The organism is Agrobacterium sp. ST15.16.055 (genome assembly GCF_027956555.1).
GTDB classification, from domain to species: Bacteria; Pseudomonadota; Alphaproteobacteria; order Rhizobiales; family Rhizobiaceae; genus Agrobacterium; species Agrobacterium salinitolerans.
The window spans coordinates 635,728-651,792 of record NZ_JAQKGN010000001.1; the positions used below are offsets into that span (position 1 = coordinate 635,728).

Here is a 16,065-nt window from a genome sequence, read left to right on the forward strand (position 1 = left end):
AATGAAGTTATCGACTGTTTTTATTGCATAAATTAGTGAAGTCGTGGATGCGAAATCTTTTGTCTATTTGCCATGAATACAATCTTTGATGGTTGCTTTTTAGGCATTGACGACATCGTGAAAGATGCATCCGAAACCACATGACACCCGAATGTTACTGCCATGTCTCTGGCGCGTTCGGCAGCGATGCCGGGCGGCGCGTAGAGCCCTTCATGCCCTTTATTCATCCCCGATTCTTCAGAGGAGGTTGAAATGATTCAACTTAAGCATGTTTTTTTTGCAGGCCTTGCGGCCTTCGCAATGAATTTCGATATCCCGTCCATGGGCCAGCCGACCCTTGCGAACGCGGCCACCCTCACCGCCGAGCAGACGGCGGCTTTCCAGTCGAAACTGGAACAGGCGGAAGCGAGCCGCGAGCTGCTCGGCCGTCGATCCGCGTGCCTGATGGAACATCTGACGGCGCAACAGCAGCTCAGCGCTGACCGCGAGAAGGCGCTGGGGCAGGCCATGTACCTGCAGATCGAACTGGAGCGGCAGGTGGTGCAGTCCGAAACCAGCGTGAAGGGCTACGAGGAGCTGGTTCAGTCCGAAAACGAGAACGTCAAGGCGCGTCAGGCCACCTTCGAAAAAGCCCGGAAGGAAAGGGACGAGCAGGCCAAGCGAGTAAAAATATGCAGCGGCGTCCTCTTCTTCCTGCCGGGAATTTGCCAGGCCGGTGACGCGGCGGTCAAGGCGCTGGGCTGGATGAATGATGCGGAGAGGGAATACCGCACCGCGCAGCCACGGCTGGACAATGCCCGGGCGGCTCTTGAAGGCGTTCGCAACCAGCTCGAAAACAATCGCCGCCAGCTTGCGGCGGCACAGCAGAGCGACGCGGAAAACCAGAAAGCGGTGAAAACTCTGGAAGAGCAGATCACCAGGCTCAAGGCGGCGATCTCCACCATCAACGTCAAGGTTCAGGACTTCAACATTCAGGTCGCCAACTTCACCAGTGCCCTGAAGGAAGCGAGCGAGGTCAATCCTGACGACGCGAAAATACGTCAGGTTACGCGGCTGTCGACCGAGATCGACGGCCTGACCAAAGACGTGCCGCAGTTCATTTCCTCCACCGAGGCCGGGCTGCCTGACGACGCGAAGAAACAATGCGGATCGTGAACGATCACCCCCAATGACTCTCCGCAACCACCCATCAACAGGAGCATGAAAATGAACAATGTCGTGACTTTCGAGAGCCGGACCGCCCAGATCAACAGCGCAATCGACGCCGGCGTCGATGCGATCGTTTCGCAACCGAATTTCAGCCTTCCCAAGTCTGATACGGCGCTTGTCCGGTCCTATGTCGATAAGATCCAGGGAACCTATGATGTCGAGCGCGCCAAGCGCGACACCGACAATGCGATCGATCTGCTTTACATCGCCTATAACACCACGCCGCAGGAAAACGGCGATATTCGCGTCCGCATCAGCGCTATCATGAACAGGCTGATCACGTCGCAGCAGAAAAGCGAAATAGTCATGAAGAACGCGATGGCGGCGGCGACCCGTATCGGCCTGTCCATCGCCGATCTTTTCCCGGACTGGCTCGATGTCAGGGAAGAAAACGATCAGGCCGAAATCAAGGCATTCGTCTCCAACGATCTGATAAAGCTCGCAACGGGCATCCGGGATAGGGCGCTCAGCGTTCGAGACGAGCTTCTGGCCCTCGCTGCGACCTACGACGCCATCATCAGGGACACGGCGCAAACCACGGATATGAGCGAAACGGCCTTGAGCAAACGCCTCGCCGATAAAGCGGTGATGGAACGGGAAATCCGGGAGGCGGACGCACGACGGGAACAGCTTGAATCGCTTGTCAACGATCTCAAGGAACAGGTTTCGGCATTCGAAAAGAAGGCCCGGGAATATGAGCAGCGGGCCAATACGGCCGAGCAGCGTGCTTTTGTCATGTCGATCGTCCGGGTCGGCGCGCAGATGATTTCAAGCGCAATTCCCGCCATTGCCATGGTGGCAGGCGGTCCCGCCTCCATGCTGGTCTCGTCGGTTGGCGGCGCGCTTTCGGGACAATCCAAGGCCGGACAGGGTGCGGACGGGCAGGGCCAGGGTGGCGGCTCCCGCACCCCGTCAGGCGGCGGAAGCAAGGCCGATGCGGCCGCCAAGCAGAGCGAGCTTTCCGAAAAGAAAGCCGAGCTTCGCAAGAGCGAGGAAAAACGCGACGCTCTGAAGGGAGATGTCAAGTCGCTCGAGGACGCCAAGGCGAAGCTTGCGGACGACGCGGAAAGCGCCGACCCCAAATCGAGCAAGGCCATCGAGCTTGCCGAACTCGATAAACGTCTGGCTGCACGCGCCGCGGAACTCAAGGCGCAGGAAGAAAAGATCGCCGCTCAGCAAACGGTTGTTTCCAGTCTGCAGGCCTCGCTCGATGCTTTGGACAAGGGGCTGGGCAAGCTTTCCGAAGAGCAGCAGCAGCAGGCTGCCAGCCTGCGCGAAATCCAGATGCAGATGATCGACAAGGCGGAGGCCTATGAGAAGGAGCGCCGTAGCCAGGCGGCAGAACTCATCAGGATCAACGCCCTCCTGAAGGGAAAGCAGGCAGAGGATGACAAGATCAAGCTTGCGGTGCGATCGCTCAATGTCAGCATTTCGGCGCTGAAACGCATGAAGGAAATCGTTGAAGAAATCGCCTTCTTCTTCAAGGGCTTCGCCGATTTCATGCAAGCGGTCGCAGATGATGCCCAGCATCAGATCACCGGCATTGAAAATGTCGCCGGGCAGGAGACGCTGCGAAAGAACCGCTTCGCGCAGCTCATCCGCTCCGTCGACGAGTTCTTCGTCAGGCAAACCGCCCAGTGGCACGCGGTGGTGATCGTCTCCGACCGCTTCAACCGCAGCTTTGCCGAAGGATGGTCGAAGCTGAACAAGTTGCAGGGCGGATATATCAAAAGTGACGATCTGCCGGCCTATCTGGCGGGTGTCGCGGAGAAGCTCTCGGCCATCGTCGCCGAACGCGAGGCCGCCGCGGACGCAAAAATCGCGTCGTTGCAGGCCTATCGTCAGGATCTGAGCAAGACCGCCTGATCCCCTGAGACCCTGCCGTTCCTTTCCGGCTCGGCAGAAACGCATCCATGATCTCAGCCGGAATCGTCCCCCTCGGGCATGGGATCATGGGCAATGTCCTGCCGGCGCAGATGCCGGCAGGACGGCCGCCGAAACTTCGACATTCACCAAATCAACGACAGGCATCCGGCCGCCATCGAAGCGTTCCATGCCACGTCATTTTCAGAAAGGAGAAGACCATGCCTACAGTCAATAACCCTCCCGTTTTGGTGCCTCAGGACACCCCCGCCTGGTGCTTTGCCGCCGTCGAGCAGATGGTGCGGGCCTATTACGGGCTTCCCGCCGCCACCCAATACGAGATTGCAAGGCGCAACACCGAGGCGCTTGCGAGCGTCGATCCGCAGGTTCAGGAGCGCTGGGAGCTGGCGCAGGTTCTGGATCAATCCGCCGGCATCGATGAGCAGGGCGGTGCCAATGCAAACAGCAATGTCGTCAAGCTGGTTTCCAGCCAGTGGAACGCCTTCGATCACACCACGACGGGCGGCCACTTCGTCAATGGCCTGACAGCCGATACCGTCAGACACGAGATCGATAACAACCGCGTCTTCGTGATCGGAACGGAATACCACTATTACCTCGTCTACGGCTACACCGTGAACGGCAAGAATCTCGAACTTCATATTCTCGATCCATGGCCGGCAGGGCGAGGCGGCGCCAGAACCCGCATCGGCCTGCAGGAATTTCTGGCAATGCCGGCCCGCGTCGCCATCGCCTTCGGTTAGGCCGGCAAGCCGACCGCATTTCCCTCGATTGCCGGAGATATCCGGCGCCCCAATAACACAAAATCCCACCATGCGCTCCTGCACGTCGACGTCCGGGAACAGGTGGCCCATGTCCCAAAAGGAGATACACATGCCAATTCTCAGCAATTTCGTCGTCAAGCATATTCGGCCCTTCGGCGAAGCGGGCTATGATACTTTCAGCAACAATGCGCAGACCATCGAATTCTTCTCAAGCCTTGGGCTCGGTACAGGGGATATCGCCAATATCTTCGCCGCATGGCGCCTGGCGGCCCTGGCCGATCCCGTCGGCGAGAGCAATCTTCTCGTTGCGGCAGCGAATGCGCTGGCGCAGGCGCGATGGGAATATCTCTATGAGACGCAGATGAGCACGGTGCTTTTTCTCGACGATGTCCAGCTCGAATCCCTCAGCCATCTCGAGCCCGGGGCGAACCGCAACTTTTCGTGGCGATCCCCGACCCCCATCGCCGCCGCGGTGACTATTCATAACGGCAGCAACCGGCATCACATCATCTGGGATGCGACGGGCTTTTCCGGCGGCACCGATGAAAATGGCTGGATTTCGCACTTCACCGCATTGTTGCCGACCGAGCGATAGGCCCTTCGCCGGATAATCGCCAAACGACGCCGGAACGTTATCGCAACGTTCCGGCGTCGATGCGGCCAGCCCCTTCATATCCCTGTCATAATGGTATCTGATACCGAAACCGTCTTGAGGCTGATATGTGTTGACGACTAGCCGTTGCACACAGGGAGTTCTTTGGTGAAATCGTCAACGCGAAGCATAGAGACCGAAGTGCACGGCCAGAGACACGGCACGCCCGGCGAGGTTTTCGCGGCATTCCTGAAGCTCGGCGTCACCTCCTTCGGCGGCCCCATCGCCCATCTCGGTTACTTTCGCGATGAGCTCGTCGTGCGGCGCAAATGGATCGATGAGGCCGGTTATGCCGATCTCGTGGCGCTCTGCCAGTTTCTTCCCGGTCCCGCCTCCAGCCAGGTGGGGTTTGCGCTCGGGCTGCGGCGGGCAGGTCCGCTCGGTGCGCTGGCGGCCTGGACGGGTTTTACCCTGCCATCCGCCATTTTTCTGTTTTTCTTCGCCATGGTCGCCGCCTCCATCGAAGGGCCGGTCGGCGCCGGCCTCCTGCATGGGCTGAAAATCGTCGCCGTTGCCGTCGTGGCGCAGGCGGTCTGGGGCATGGCAAAAAGCCTTGCGCCGGATCGTGAGCGGGCCAGCATCGCGCTTGCCGGCATCGTCTGCGTCGTGTTTGTCGCCGGCGCCTTCGGGCAGATCCTGGCGCTTGCCGTCGGCGCGCTCGCCGGGCTTGTCTTCTGTCGTGCCGATGCCGCGCGTCAGGCCACCCATCTCGCCTTCCGGGTGCCGAAAAGTGCGGGATACATTGCGCTCGCCACCTTTGCCCTGCTTCTTGGCCTCCTGCCGCTCTTTGCGGCCGTCGCGGCTTCACAAGGCCTCTCCTTGTTCGATGCCTTTTATCGCGCCGGCGCGCTGGTTTTCGGCGGCGGCCATGTGGTGCTGCCGCTGCTGCAATCGGAAGTCGTCGCCACGGGCTGGGTTACGGAAAATGCCTTCATCGCCGGTTATGGCGCAACCCAGGCCGTGCCCGGTCCGCTCTTCACCTTCGCTGCCTATCTCGGTGCGGTGGTGGGGCCGCAGCCCAACGGTGTTACAGGCGCGGCGATCGCCCTTGTTGCGATCTTCCTGCCCGGCATGTTGCTGCTCGTCGGCGCGCTGCCCTTCTGGGAAGGGTTCCGCAAACACCTTCTGGCGCAGGCCGCCATGCGCGGCGCAAATGCCGCCGTTGTCGGCATTCTCGGTGCGGCACTTTACGATCCGGTGTGGACAAGCGCGATCTTCACGCCGAAGGATTTTACCCTTGCGCTCACCGGCTTCATCCTATTGACGATCTGGAAAACCCCGCCATGGGCCGTGGTGATTTTCTGCGCGGCCGGCGGCGTTCTGCTCGCCCTGGCATAAGCCTTATCCCGCAGCGCCTATGCTGTCGAACATCCAGTCGGAAAAGGCCTGCATGGCGGGTGTAGGCGGTTTCGATTGCAGCCGGGTCAGCCAGTAGCTCCCGAGCGAAATGGTAACCGGAAAAGGCTGTATGATTGCGCCGGAGGCCAGATGCCGCGAAAACATCGATGGCGGCGCCAGCGCCACGCCCAGCCCCTGAAGCGCGGCCTCCATCATGCCCAGAGACGTGTCGAAGACGATACCGGCATTCACCTGTGCCGCAGGTATGACGCCGGCCGCCGCAAACCAGTTGCTCCATTCATCTGCTCGGTAGCTGCGCAACAGCGTCGCTTCCATCAGATCGGCCGGCTTTTTCAGTGTCTCCGCCAGTTTCGGCGTGCAAAGCGGTGAAAGTGGCGCCTCGAACAATCGGAACGCATCCGTCCCATGCCAGGATCCCTGGCCGAAACGAATGGCGAAATCCAGCCCTTCAGCCGCCATATCAACCCGGTTATTATTGGTGGAAACCCTGATATCGATGAAGGGATGCTGCTTTTGAAACGCCTTCAGCCGGGGCAGCAGCCAGCCCACGGCAAAGGTTCCCACAACACCCAGAAACAGCAATTCGCGCACCTGCCCGGCCTCGATCCGGTCAAGCGTCGTCGCCATCTGGTCGAAGGAGTTGGTTACCGTCGGCAGCAGGGCCTCGCCTTCGGCGGTAATCTTCAGGCCGCGCGGAAGCCGCTGAAAAAGCGAAACGCCAAGCCGCTTTTCCAGCCCTTTCACCTGCTGGCTCACAGCCGCCTGCGTCACACACAATTCGATGGCCGCGCGGGTGAAGCTCAGGTGCCGCGCCGATGCCTCAAAAGCCCGTAAGCCGTTCAGGGGGAGAAATTGCCGAACCATTCAAGACCTAGATTTTCTTGTGCCTCCTCCGAGATATCATGATTTGTTCGTGCAATGTAGGCCGGTTAAACGTCTTTCGCTGGGGATGGCAAACACGCCTAAAATCCACTCTAGGTTTTGGAGAACGCGAAAGATGAAACTCAACAGCAGACATGTCGCACTGGCGGCCTTGCTCTCGACGAGCCTGTTAACACAGGCTTTTGCCGCCGATGAGGCAAAGCTGAAAGCGATAACGGATGCCGCGATCAAGCCGATCATGGAGAAAAACGGCATTCCGGGCCTTGCCGTTGGTATCAGTGTCGATGGTGAAAGCCACATCTTCACCTATGGCGTCATGTCCAAAAGCTCGGGCAAGCCGGTGACGGCGCAGACGCTTTTCGAACTCGGCTCCATTTCCAAAACTTTCACGGTTACCCTCAGCACCTATGCCGAAATGAATGGCCAGCTTTCGCTCTCGAGCAAGGTGGAAAATTATCTTCCCTCCATGAAGGGCAAGCCCTTCGGCGATGTCACGCTGATGCAACTCGGCACCCACACCGCCGGCGGCTTTCCGTTGCAGGTGCCGGATAACGTCAAGACGGAACAGCAGTTGCTGGCCTATCTGAAGGCCTGGAAACCCTCATACAAGCCAGGAACGCACAGAACCTACGCCAATCCCAGCATCGGAATGCTCGGATACATCACGGCAAAGGCCATGGGCCAAAGCTTCGATGACGCCATGAAAGATACACTCTTCCCCGCTCTGGGCCTGAAGAACACCTTCACCGTGGTGCCCGAGGCAAAGATGGCCGACTACGCGCAGGGCTACAAGCGGACCGGCGAACCCGCCCGCATGACACCGGCCGTCCTCTCCTCGGAGGCCTACGGCGTCAGATCGACAGCGGCAGACATGATCCGCTTCGTCAATGCGAATATGGGACTGGAAAAGCTGAACGGAAAAATCCAGCAGGCGCTCATCAACACCCATACCGGATATTTCGGCGTCGGCGCCATGACGCAGGATATGGTCTGGGAGCAATATGCCCATCCCGCGCAGCTGGAGACATTGCGAGAGTTGAATTCTGGCGCCCTGCTCAAGACTGTTCCGGTCTCTGAAATCTCGCCGCCCATGAAACCGCGTCAGGATGTCTTCATCAACAAGACCGGCTCCACCAATGGTTTCGGCGCTTATGTGGCGTTCATCCCAAAGCAGAAATTGGGCATCGTCATTCTGGCCAATAAAAACTACCCCAATGAGGAGCGGGTTTCTGCGGCCTATGAAATCCTGACGGCGCTTGAAAAAGCGCAATAACGCCGTCCACCCGATCTTTTACCGGCGCGGGAGCTGATTGTTTCCGCGCCGGAAGCAACAGTGGGAAACAGCCCATAGCCGATGACAGGGACAGGCAATCGCGTTAACGGAGAAAAAGATGCGCCAGCTGCCGATTCGATCTCGGACGGTGGGCGCAAATCATAAAAAGCAAATTTTCTTGCGCGGTTGCGAACTGAAACGGGAAGGCCCCGGGAGGCGCGTGCCGGCTGTTTGCCAGGGGGGCGATATGAGCGATACCGGTGGTTACTTTCCGCGCTGGAGACTGAAAACAGAAGGACGCATCCTGCCCGATGAGCGTCTGCCTGCGGGCCAGACCGCGGTGCTTGGTCTTCAGCATGTCGTTGCGATGTTCGGTTCCACGGTTCTTGCTCCGCTGATCATGGGGTTCGATCCGAACGTCTCGATCCTGTTTTCAGGCATTTCGACACTGATCTTCTTCATCGCCGTTGGCGGACGTGTGCCAAGCTATCTCGGCTCGTCCTTTGCGTTCATCGGGCCGGTGCTCGTGGCAACGGGGGCAGCCGCCGGGGCAGTCAGTCCCAATATCGCGCTGGCGCTCGGCGGTATCATCGCTGCCGGGGTGCTTTATGCGTTGATCGGCGTCATCGTCATGATCGCCGGTCATAACTGGATCGAAAAGCTGATGCCGCCAGTGCTGACGGGCGCGATCGTTGCGGCGATCGGTCTTGTCCTCGCACCAATTGCGATCGCAAGCGCCTCTGGCTCGGGCCCGGGCAACCCCGATGGCGACCAGCTGTCGCGCTGGATTGCAATCCTGACGGTCACATCGGTCGGTGCGATTGCGGTCTATGCGCCCGGCATGGCGCGCCGTCTTCCCATTCTTCTCGGCGGTGCGATTGCCTATCTCGCCTATCTCGTGCTTGCCAACGGCTTTGGCCTCGGCAAGCCCGTCGATTTCTCCGGCGTGGCGGCCGCATCGTGGTTCGGATTACCGACATTCACCGCACCGGTGTTTTCAGGATCGGCGATTGCGCTGATCGCGCCGGTCGTAGTCATTCTCTTGGCGGAAAATCTTGGGCATATCAAGGCGATAGGCGCGATGACCGGGCAGAACCTCGATCGTTATCTCGGCCGCGCCTTTATCGGTGACGGCATCGCGACGATGTTTTCAGGCGCTTTCGGCGGCACCGGCATGACGACCTATGCCGAAAACATGGGCGTCATGGCGATAACCCGCATTTTCTCGACACTCGTCTTCATCGTTGCTGCACTGGTCGCCATCATTCTCGGCTTCTCGCCGAAATTCGGTGCGCTCATTCAGACCATACCGGGACCCGTCATCGGCGGCCTGTCTGTCGTCGTCTTCGGTCTGATCGCGGCGACCGCAGGGCGCATCTGGGTGGAAAACAAGGTGGATTTCTCCGAACCCCGCAACCTCATTACCGTGGGTATCGCTCTGGTGCTGGGCGCTGGCAACTTCAAGCTCAATGTCGCCGGCTTCACGCTGGATGGTATCGGCACGGCGACAATCGGAGCGATTGCCTTTTACCACCTGCTTGGCCTTGGCAGACCGAAATCGGGCAAATGATGTCCGTCACCTGAACGTTTTCCATTCATAAAGTCAGCATTGGTTTTCCGTTGCTGCCATGCTGCCTGTCTTCGCCATTCCCTATCAAGGGGGCCGGCGTCCACTTTAGTGGCCGCCGGTCGGCCAATGCCTAGATCGCCGAATAATCCATGGCTCTGAGATCATCGAGCAGGCCCGGACCTTTCGGCGCCCAGCCCAGCTTTTCCCGTGTGAGGGCGCTGGAAGCCCTGAGGTCCATGGAGGCAAACAGGGCAAACCAGCCGAAATGGCCGGCAGCCTCTTCTTTGCCTATTGATAGCAGTGGTAGCCCCAGCCCCTCTGCAACGATCCCGGCAACATCGCGAACCACAACGCCTTCTTCCGCCACGGCATTATATCGAGCACCGCGTTCGCCTCGAGCGAGCGCCATCACATAGAGTTTCGCCACATCATCGACATGACCGGCCGACCAGCGATTGCCGCCGTCCTCGACATAGGCGACGATGCCTTTGTCTCGCGACATCTCGATATAGGGCGAGATGAGGCCCTGTTTTACCGTGTCATGCACCTGCGGAAGTCTGATGACGCCGAGATTGACGCCAGCCTGCAATTGCTCCTGTCCCGCGAGTTCAGAGGCGATGCGCGGGTTGAAATGATGTGTATCGAACACATCTTCCCGCGCAGGTTCGCTATTGCCGGGATCGCCCATGCCGACCGCGGAGGTGATGAGCATTGGCCGGTCGGAGCCAGCCAATACGGTACCGATCGCAGCGATCACCCGGCGATCCTTTTCGCAATTGGCGGCGAAATTCGCAAAATCGTGATCGAATGCCGTGTGGATCACCGCATCGGCAGTTTCCGCACCCTGCGCTAGCCCTGCCGCATCTTCAAGCGTTGCAATATGTGCGGTGGCGCCGGCGGCCTCTAGCGCTCTTGCACCGACCTCCGAGCGGGTGAGGCCAACCACCTCATGGCCGTCCGCCAACAGTTCACGAAGAATCCGCGAGCCGATGAAGCCGGTCGCACCTGTTAGAAAAACACGCATAAAAATCTCCCGCGTTGACGGGAGAGGTGATCTCATGAAGAATTGTCCTGTTAAAGTAGTGACCTTATCATGGTATAATTCTCAACAGGCTGTGCCGGGGAATGCGATGACAGACAATGCGCTCAGTGCTTTCCTGCGTGATCGCCGTATGCGGCTTGATCCCGCGACGTTCGGTTTTGCCACCGGCCGCCGCCGCACACCGGGCCTGCGTCGGGAAGAGGTCGCTCAGCGCGCTAATATAAGCCCTACCTGGTATACCTGGCTGGAGCAGGGCCGGGGCGGTTCGCCCTCGGCGGATGTGCTGGATCGTATCGCCAAGGGATTGATGCTGACCGATCCCGAACGCGACCACCTGCATATACTGGCCTTCGGCCATCCGCCCGAGCCACGTTACCGTCAACCCGAGACCATAACGCCCCGGCTGCAGGGTGTGCTTGACGCTATGCCCTTCAGCCCCGCCATCATCAGAACGGCGACATGGGACGTTCTGGCGTGGAACCGGGCCGCCGCCCTCATCCTTACCGATTACAGCAAACTGGCGAGAGAGAACCGCAATATTCTGCGCCTGATCTTCTCAAATGACCGGGTGCGCACCGCGCAGGAGGACTGGCGCAATGTTGCCCGTTATGTCGTCGGCGCATTCAGGGCGGACGCCGCGCGCGCTGGCGCTGGCGCCGACGTCCGGCAACTGGTCGATGAGCTCTCGGCGGCCAGCGCCGAATTCAAGGCCATGTGGGACGACAACGAGGTCACAAGCATGCATGAAGGGCTCAAGCGCCTTCACCATCCCGTTCTCGGAACGATTGAATTGGAGTTTTCAAGCTTTGCGGTGGAGGGGCGCGGGGATCTCAACATGATGGTCTATAATCCTGCCAACCCGGAAATGAGCGACCGGTTTCGCTCGTTCATTGCAAAATCTCATTGATTCCGTCTCGCCGTTCTATTCGCCATCGGGGCGGTTCAAATGCGCTCACTCCCATTCGGTTTTCGGCATCCACCGCAACATAGTCTAGCGATTCAGGCCAGCGCCGCGCGATATTTCCGAGCATTGGCCGCACATCGAAATCAAGTAGCACGGCATGTGCCAAAGTCGTTGCACGTTCAGGCCCGGAGGTGAATGCCGGCCATGCTGTGAAATCACAATGCCTATTGCCCCACATAGCGCGCGCGGGGCCGGATGAGTTTATCGTCCAGCTTCTGTTCCAGAGCATGGGCAATCCAGCCGGTGGTCCGTGCGATGGCGAAGAGCGCCAGGGCCGAGCCACGCGGCAGCCCGAGATTGCGACGCAGGCTCACCAGCGCTACATCGCAGGTCGGCAACTGCCCGGTGGTGTCGTTCATCACTCGCAGAAGCTCAGCTCGCTTCGCATCCGATGGAAGATGGGGCAGGAGGCCCGCTGCCCGTGGATCACCGTCCGGGTAAAGCGGATGGTGAAAGCCCGGTATGGCTTCGCCGCGTCGAAGCCGTTCATCAATCACCCGTTCCACATCATCACGCCGTTCCAGCTCATCGAACAGGAGCTCGACGAGACTTGTCATGCCGCCATGCATGGGTCCGCTCAGCGCCGAAAGGCCTGCGTTGAGACAAGCACCGAGCGAGGCGCCTGTGGAGGCGACAACGCGCGCAGCGAATGCGGAGGCATTCAACTCATGATCGGCCTGAAGCACGAGAGCGCGGCGGATGAGATCAGCGCCTGCCGCATCCGTCCTCCAGACGTCAGCGAGAAACAGGTGAACCGGCTGCGTGCCCGGCTGGCCGAGGCTGCAGGCGCTGGCGACAGCTCGCAGCAGAACGGCGGCGCCGGACCAGAGACGATTGTTTTCGCGCCTCCACGCAGTTAGGCGGCCTGCTTCAACGAGAGGGAGAAGTGTTTGACACCGCTCCGTCAGCGGCAGGGTGCTGACGTAATCAAGGATCGGCTGTGGCCATGGGGCAGGTGCGGCCTTCATGTCATCGAAAGGGTTAGTCTCACCGCAATCCCACAGCAGACAGGCCACATCCTCCAGGGTCGCGGTTTGTGAAAGCACAACCGCATCATGCCCCCGATAGCGCAGGCGTCCTTCCGTTATCTGCGTAATAGAGGATTCGAGAACCGGCAGCCCCCAGTCAAGCGCGGAAGCGGCAACCTGTCCGGGGCGTCGCCCAACGATTTTCCTTTTCTTCAGCGCCTCGACATCATGGGTGCTGTAGAGCTTGCGACGCGGGTCACTTTCGGCTGCGCTCGTCTGGATCAAGCCACGGCTGACATAGGCATAAAGCGTTGCTCGGCTGATGCCGAGCTCGGAAGCCGCGCGGTCAGCGCTCATGTACTTGTCGTAAGGCTGCATTCCATATCTCATATTGATTATATCAATCAATATTGACCATATATATACGATGCCGCATCCTCAAGCGCATTCGTATTCAGATTGAGGAAAATTACATGTCCGCGATAGCAGCCTTGAGTGACAATAGGTCGGTGATCGGCCTCGATGATGTCGTCGCAGCCGAAACCATTCTCAGCCATGTGGACGGGACGGCTGGTGAACTGATTATTCGCGGGCACCATCTTTCAAGCCTGGCGGGCTGGTCTTTTGAACAGGTTCTGGAGCTTCTATGGGCCGAGCAAGTCCCCCAGCCTGCGGCGGCGCAGGACATTCGTTCTCAGCTGGGTTCTGCCCGGCAGCGGGCTTTCCAGCTGATCCAGCCGCTTCCTGACCTGTCACATCTTTCTTCCATAGAGGGCTTGCGCTTCTTGCTGTCCGCGTTGCCTGATGATGAAACGACTGCGCACCACATCATGGCCGTTGCGGCGGCGCCTGTTTTTGCCGCGGTCATCATCCGCGACAGGCAAGGGCTTCCGCCGATTGCACCCGATATCACGCTCGGCCATTCAGCGGATTTTCTGCGAATGATTTCCGGCGTTCACCCTTCGCCGGAGAAGGTGCGCGCACTCGATACTTACCTCACGACGGTTTCCGATCATGGACTGAACGCCTCGACCTTTACGGCCCGCATTATTGCTTCGACAGACGCCGGAATGTTCTCAGCAGTGGTTGGTGCGCTGTGTGCGTTAAAGGGGCCTCTTCATGGTGGGGCGCCGGGTCCGGTGCTTGATATGCTGGATGCGATTGGCAGTGAGGCTGACATTCAAACATGGCTGGAGGATGCGCTTTCGCGCGGGGAGCGCCTCATGGGCTTTGGCCATCGGATCTATCGTGTCCGTGACCCTCGCGCCGACGTGCTGAAAGGCGCGGTGTCGGCTCTCAAGGATGGATCCAGCCGCATTGCCTTTGCCGGCAAAGTGGAGGCGGCGGCGCTGGCGCTCCTCAAGGAAAAGAAGCCGCTTCGGCCATTGCAGACAAATGTAGAGTTCTACACGGCGCTGGTGCTGGAGGCGTTGGGTTTTCCACGCGACAGCTTTACCAATGTCTTTGCCGCAGGTCGCATGGCAGGATGGACGGCGCATGTGCTGGAGCAGCAACGGACAGGGCGGCTCATTCGTCCGCAGTCCCGCTATGTCGGTCCATCGCCCGAGTGAGGCCTTGCGTCAGCAAAGATTGAGTGACGAAAGGCGGGACATCCCCTGATCTTTCACCCGTGCTCACACGGCGGTTTCGGGGTCGAATTTGTTAAAATCCTTCCGAGACAATGAGAAGTCCTGAAACTTTTTCGGGTGCGATGAGTTTAGTGCAGGAGCACTCGGCTCACGTTTCTCACTGCATAAAATCGCCGCTACGCGGAGGATTGATCGTCCTTTCGGAGGAGATACCGCATGAATTCCATCATCTATCTAGTTGGACTCGTCGTCGTTGTCCTGTTCATTCTCTCACTGCTGGGGCTACGCTGATGGTTGATCCAACGGGTATCGAAACGAATCCAAACCGCAGCTATGTGGACTGGCCAGCGATCTTCGCCGGTGCCGTCATCTCTTCGGGCGCCATGGCAGTCCTCACCGCATTTGCGGGCGGCCTAGGCCTGAGTTCGATCTCGGCCGACGATGGCGGCGACATCAGCACAGTCTGGCTCATCATAACCGCGCTCTTCGTCATCATTTCCATGGTCGGCTCCTACATGCTGGGTGGCTATATTGCCGGCCGCATGCGTCGGCCTGCCGGCGCTGCCGACAGGAACGAACTGACGGTCCGCGATGGTGTGAATGGCCTGGTCGTATGGGGGCTCGGAACGGTCGTCTCGGCATTTCTCGCGCTCGGCGTACTGTCCGGTGGCGCCAAAGCTGTTGGCAGCGTGGCGCAGACCGCCGTCGAGGCCACGGGTTCCGCAGTCGGCGGCGCCGTTCAGGGGGCTGGCCAAATGGCGGGCGGCATCATTTCCGGCGCTGGCAGTGCGGCCGGTGGTCTGGCGCAAGGAGCCGGTCAGGCTGCAGCACCCAGCATTGAGCAGATGCTTCCGCAGGGCCTGAGAACTAACCCGATCGACTATTTCACGGATACGCTACTGAGGACCGATACGCCCGCCACCCCTGTGACGGGTGAACAGAGCGCCAGTGACTATCAGCGCCAGATTAGCGGCATTCTCGGCAATCTGATGGCAACAGGCGAAATATCTGATGCCGACAAAACATGGCTCGCCAATCAGGTCGCTGCCCGCACAAGCATCAGCCAGACCGATGCGCAAACGCGCGTGAACCAGACGGTTGAACGTGTGCAGGCCGTCAGGGCGGAAGCGCAGAAGAAGGTCGATGAAGCGCAGAAGCAGCTCGAGACCGTGAAGGCTGAGGCGCAGAAGGCATTGGACGATGCCAAGACCAAGGCTGCGGATGCCGCAGAAAAAGCACGCGTCGCTGGTATTCTGACAGCATTCCTGCTGGCCGCTTCCGCGCTCGTTTCCGCTGCGGCTGCCTATATCGGCGCAGTACACGGCGGTCGCCACAGAGACGAAGGCCGCATCTGGGGTGGGCTAGCCTACCGCAAGTAACCAGAGCGACGGCAAGAAAATCGGCTGTTCAAAAAAGTCCTGCCCGGACCACATTCCGGGCAGGACTTACGTTTTAGGCATCTGGCGTCACGGACAGGATCAATCACGACGCTGCAACAAGGCCAGAGCGACCGTGGATGCGGCCAGTATCGCGGTCAGCGCCAGCGGCGCAGTGGCACCGTAGGAATCGACGATATAGCCGCCGAAGACCGCACCGATACTGATGGCCACCTGAAAGGAAACGACCATCAGGCTGCCTGCTGCCTCCAGCGCATCGGGTGCACCGCGGGAAAGATTGGTCGGCAGCACCACGGGCGCCATGCCGAAGGCAAGGCCCCAAAGCGCGACGAGCGCGAATGCGGCGCCGCTGTGAACACCCCAGACAACGAGGGCAATCGTCGCGAATGCCATCAGGGCGGCGGTTACGATGAGTGCGAGGCGGATGCTGGTGTCAGCCATCCGGCCCCCCAGCACATTGCCGATCACGGAAGCAACGCCAAAGCCGAGCAGGGCGAGGGCAATCGGCGTGG

14 protein-coding genes are annotated in these 16,065 nt (G+C 59.6%); 10 read left to right on the top strand and 4 right to left on the bottom strand.

Features of this window, described 5'->3' with window-relative positions:
- Positions 1-252 precede the first annotated feature (252 nt).
- The 5 genes from PL599_RS02950 (at position 253) to chrA (ending at position 5,847) form a co-directional block, all read left to right on the top strand.
- Positions 253-1,155 (top strand): hypothetical protein, encoded by a 903-nt coding sequence (locus PL599_RS02950; protein ID WP_269824046.1) that lies wholly within the window; start codon positions 253-255, stop codon positions 1,153-1,155.
- A gap of 51 nt (positions 1,156-1,206) precedes the next feature.
- Positions 1,207-3,075, top strand: coding sequence for a tyrosyl-tRNA deacylase (locus PL599_RS02955; RefSeq protein ID WP_271358793.1), 1,869 nt, complete (start codon positions 1,207-1,209; stop codon positions 3,073-3,075).
- 218 nt (positions 3,076-3,293) lie between these two features.
- On the top strand, positions 3,294-3,836 hold the full coding sequence (locus PL599_RS02960; RefSeq protein WP_142913929.1) for a hypothetical protein: 543 nt from the start codon (positions 3,294-3,296) through the stop codon (positions 3,834-3,836).
- 130 nt (positions 3,837-3,966) lie between these two features.
- Positions 3,967-4,452 carry a hypothetical protein gene (locus PL599_RS02965; protein WP_269824044.1) on the top strand — a complete coding sequence of 162 codons (486 nt, stop codon included), beginning with the start codon at positions 3,967-3,969 and terminating at the stop codon, positions 4,450-4,452.
- Between the two features lie 165 nt (positions 4,453-4,617).
- The gene (chrA, locus tag PL599_RS02970; protein WP_269824043.1) at positions 4,618-5,847 is read left to right on the top strand and encodes a chromate efflux transporter; all 1,230 of its coding nucleotides are present in this window, start codon (positions 4,618-4,620) and stop codon (positions 5,845-5,847) included.
- Positions 5,848-5,850: 3 nt separating this feature from the next.
- Here the strand turns inward: chrA and PL599_RS02975 are convergent, their stop codons facing one another.
- Positions 5,851-6,732, bottom strand: coding sequence for a LysR substrate-binding domain-containing protein (locus PL599_RS02975; RefSeq protein ID WP_269824042.1), 882 nt, complete (start codon positions 6,730-6,732; stop codon positions 5,851-5,853).
- Between the two features lie 133 nt (positions 6,733-6,865).
- On the opposite strand from PL599_RS02975, the gene ampC reads away from it, so the two are divergent.
- Both ampC and PL599_RS02985 read left to right on the top strand, forming a co-directional pair.
- Positions 6,866-8,023, top strand: coding sequence for a class C beta-lactamase (ampC, locus tag PL599_RS02980; protein ID WP_137412099.1), 1,158 nt, complete (start codon positions 6,866-6,868; stop codon positions 8,021-8,023).
- Between the two features lie 247 nt (positions 8,024-8,270).
- Positions 8,271-9,593 (top strand): solute carrier family 23 protein, encoded by a 1,323-nt coding sequence (locus tag PL599_RS02985; RefSeq protein ID WP_269824041.1) that lies wholly within the window; start codon positions 8,271-8,273, stop codon positions 9,591-9,593.
- A gap of 130 nt (positions 9,594-9,723) precedes the next feature.
- Here PL599_RS02985 and PL599_RS02990 read toward each other — a convergent pair whose 3' ends face one another.
- Positions 9,724-10,617 carry an SDR family oxidoreductase gene (locus PL599_RS02990; RefSeq protein WP_271358794.1) on the bottom strand — a complete coding sequence of 298 codons (894 nt, stop codon included), beginning with the start codon at positions 10,615-10,617 and terminating at the stop codon, positions 9,724-9,726.
- Positions 10,618-10,723: 106 nt separating this feature from the next.
- Here PL599_RS02990 and PL599_RS02995 point away from each other — a divergent pair, with 106 nt between their 5' ends.
- Positions 10,724-11,542 (top strand): helix-turn-helix transcriptional regulator, encoded by an 819-nt coding sequence (locus PL599_RS02995; protein WP_077984155.1) that lies wholly within the window; start codon positions 10,724-10,726, stop codon positions 11,540-11,542.
- A gap of 221 nt (positions 11,543-11,763) precedes the next feature.
- On the opposite strand, the gene PL599_RS03000 is transcribed toward PL599_RS02995, so the two are convergent.
- Positions 11,764-12,924, bottom strand: coding sequence for a citrate/2-methylcitrate synthase (locus PL599_RS03000; protein WP_269824039.1), 1,161 nt, complete (start codon positions 12,922-12,924; stop codon positions 11,764-11,766).
- A gap of 116 nt (positions 12,925-13,040) precedes the next feature.
- Between PL599_RS03000 and PL599_RS03005 the strand changes: the two genes are divergently transcribed.
- Complete coding sequence (locus PL599_RS03005; protein WP_269824038.1) at positions 13,041-14,138, top strand: citrate synthase/methylcitrate synthase; 1,098 nt, start codon at positions 13,041-13,043, stop codon at positions 14,136-14,138.
- 308 nt (positions 14,139-14,446) lie between these two features.
- On the top strand, positions 14,447-15,535 hold the full coding sequence (locus PL599_RS03010) for a hypothetical protein (RefSeq protein WP_269824037.1): 1,089 nt from the start codon (positions 14,447-14,449) through the stop codon (positions 15,533-15,535).
- A gap of 99 nt (positions 15,536-15,634) precedes the next feature.
- On the opposite strand, the gene PL599_RS03015 is transcribed toward PL599_RS03010, so the two are convergent.
- Positions 15,635-16,065 (bottom strand): MFS transporter (locus tag PL599_RS03015; RefSeq protein ID WP_333782293.1); only part of this gene is annotated, 431 nt, incomplete at its 5' end.

Bases quoted from the DNA above. Each gene is read 5' to 3' on its own strand.
- PL599_RS02985 (WP_269824041.1), top strand. From the start codon at position 8,271: ATGAGCGATACCGGTGGTTACTTTCCGCGCTGGAGACTGAAAACAGAA.
- PL599_RS02965 (WP_269824044.1), top strand. From the start codon at position 3,967: ATGCCAATTCTCAGCAATTTCGTCGTCAAGCATATTCGGCCCTTCGGC.
- PL599_RS02960 (WP_142913929.1), top strand. From the start codon at position 3,294: ATGCCTACAGTCAATAACCCTCCCGTTTTGGTGCCTCAGGACACCCCC.
- PL599_RS02975 (WP_269824042.1), bottom strand. From the start codon at position 6,732: ATGGTTCGGCAATTTCTCCCCCTGAACGGCTTACGGGCTTTTGAGGCA.
- PL599_RS02990 (WP_271358794.1), bottom strand. From the start codon at position 10,617: ATGCGTGTTTTTCTAACAGGTGCGACCGGCTTCATCGGCTCGCGGATT.
- PL599_RS03010 (WP_269824037.1), top strand. From the start codon at position 14,447: ATGGTTGATCCAACGGGTATCGAAACGAATCCAAACCGCAGCTATGTG.
- PL599_RS02995 (WP_077984155.1), top strand. From the start codon at position 10,724: ATGACAGACAATGCGCTCAGTGCTTTCCTGCGTGATCGCCGTATGCGG.
- PL599_RS02955 (WP_271358793.1), top strand. From the start codon at position 1,207: ATGAACAATGTCGTGACTTTCGAGAGCCGGACCGCCCAGATCAACAGC.
- PL599_RS03000 (WP_269824039.1), bottom strand. From the start codon at position 12,924: ATGAGCGCTGACCGCGCGGCTTCCGAGCTCGGCATCAGCCGAGCAACG.
- PL599_RS02950 (WP_269824046.1), top strand. From the start codon at position 253: ATGATTCAACTTAAGCATGTTTTTTTTGCAGGCCTTGCGGCCTTCGCA.
- ampC (WP_137412099.1), top strand. From the start codon at position 6,866: ATGAAACTCAACAGCAGACATGTCGCACTGGCGGCCTTGCTCTCGACG.
- PL599_RS03005 (WP_269824038.1), top strand. From the start codon at position 13,041: ATGTCCGCGATAGCAGCCTTGAGTGACAATAGGTCGGTGATCGGCCTC.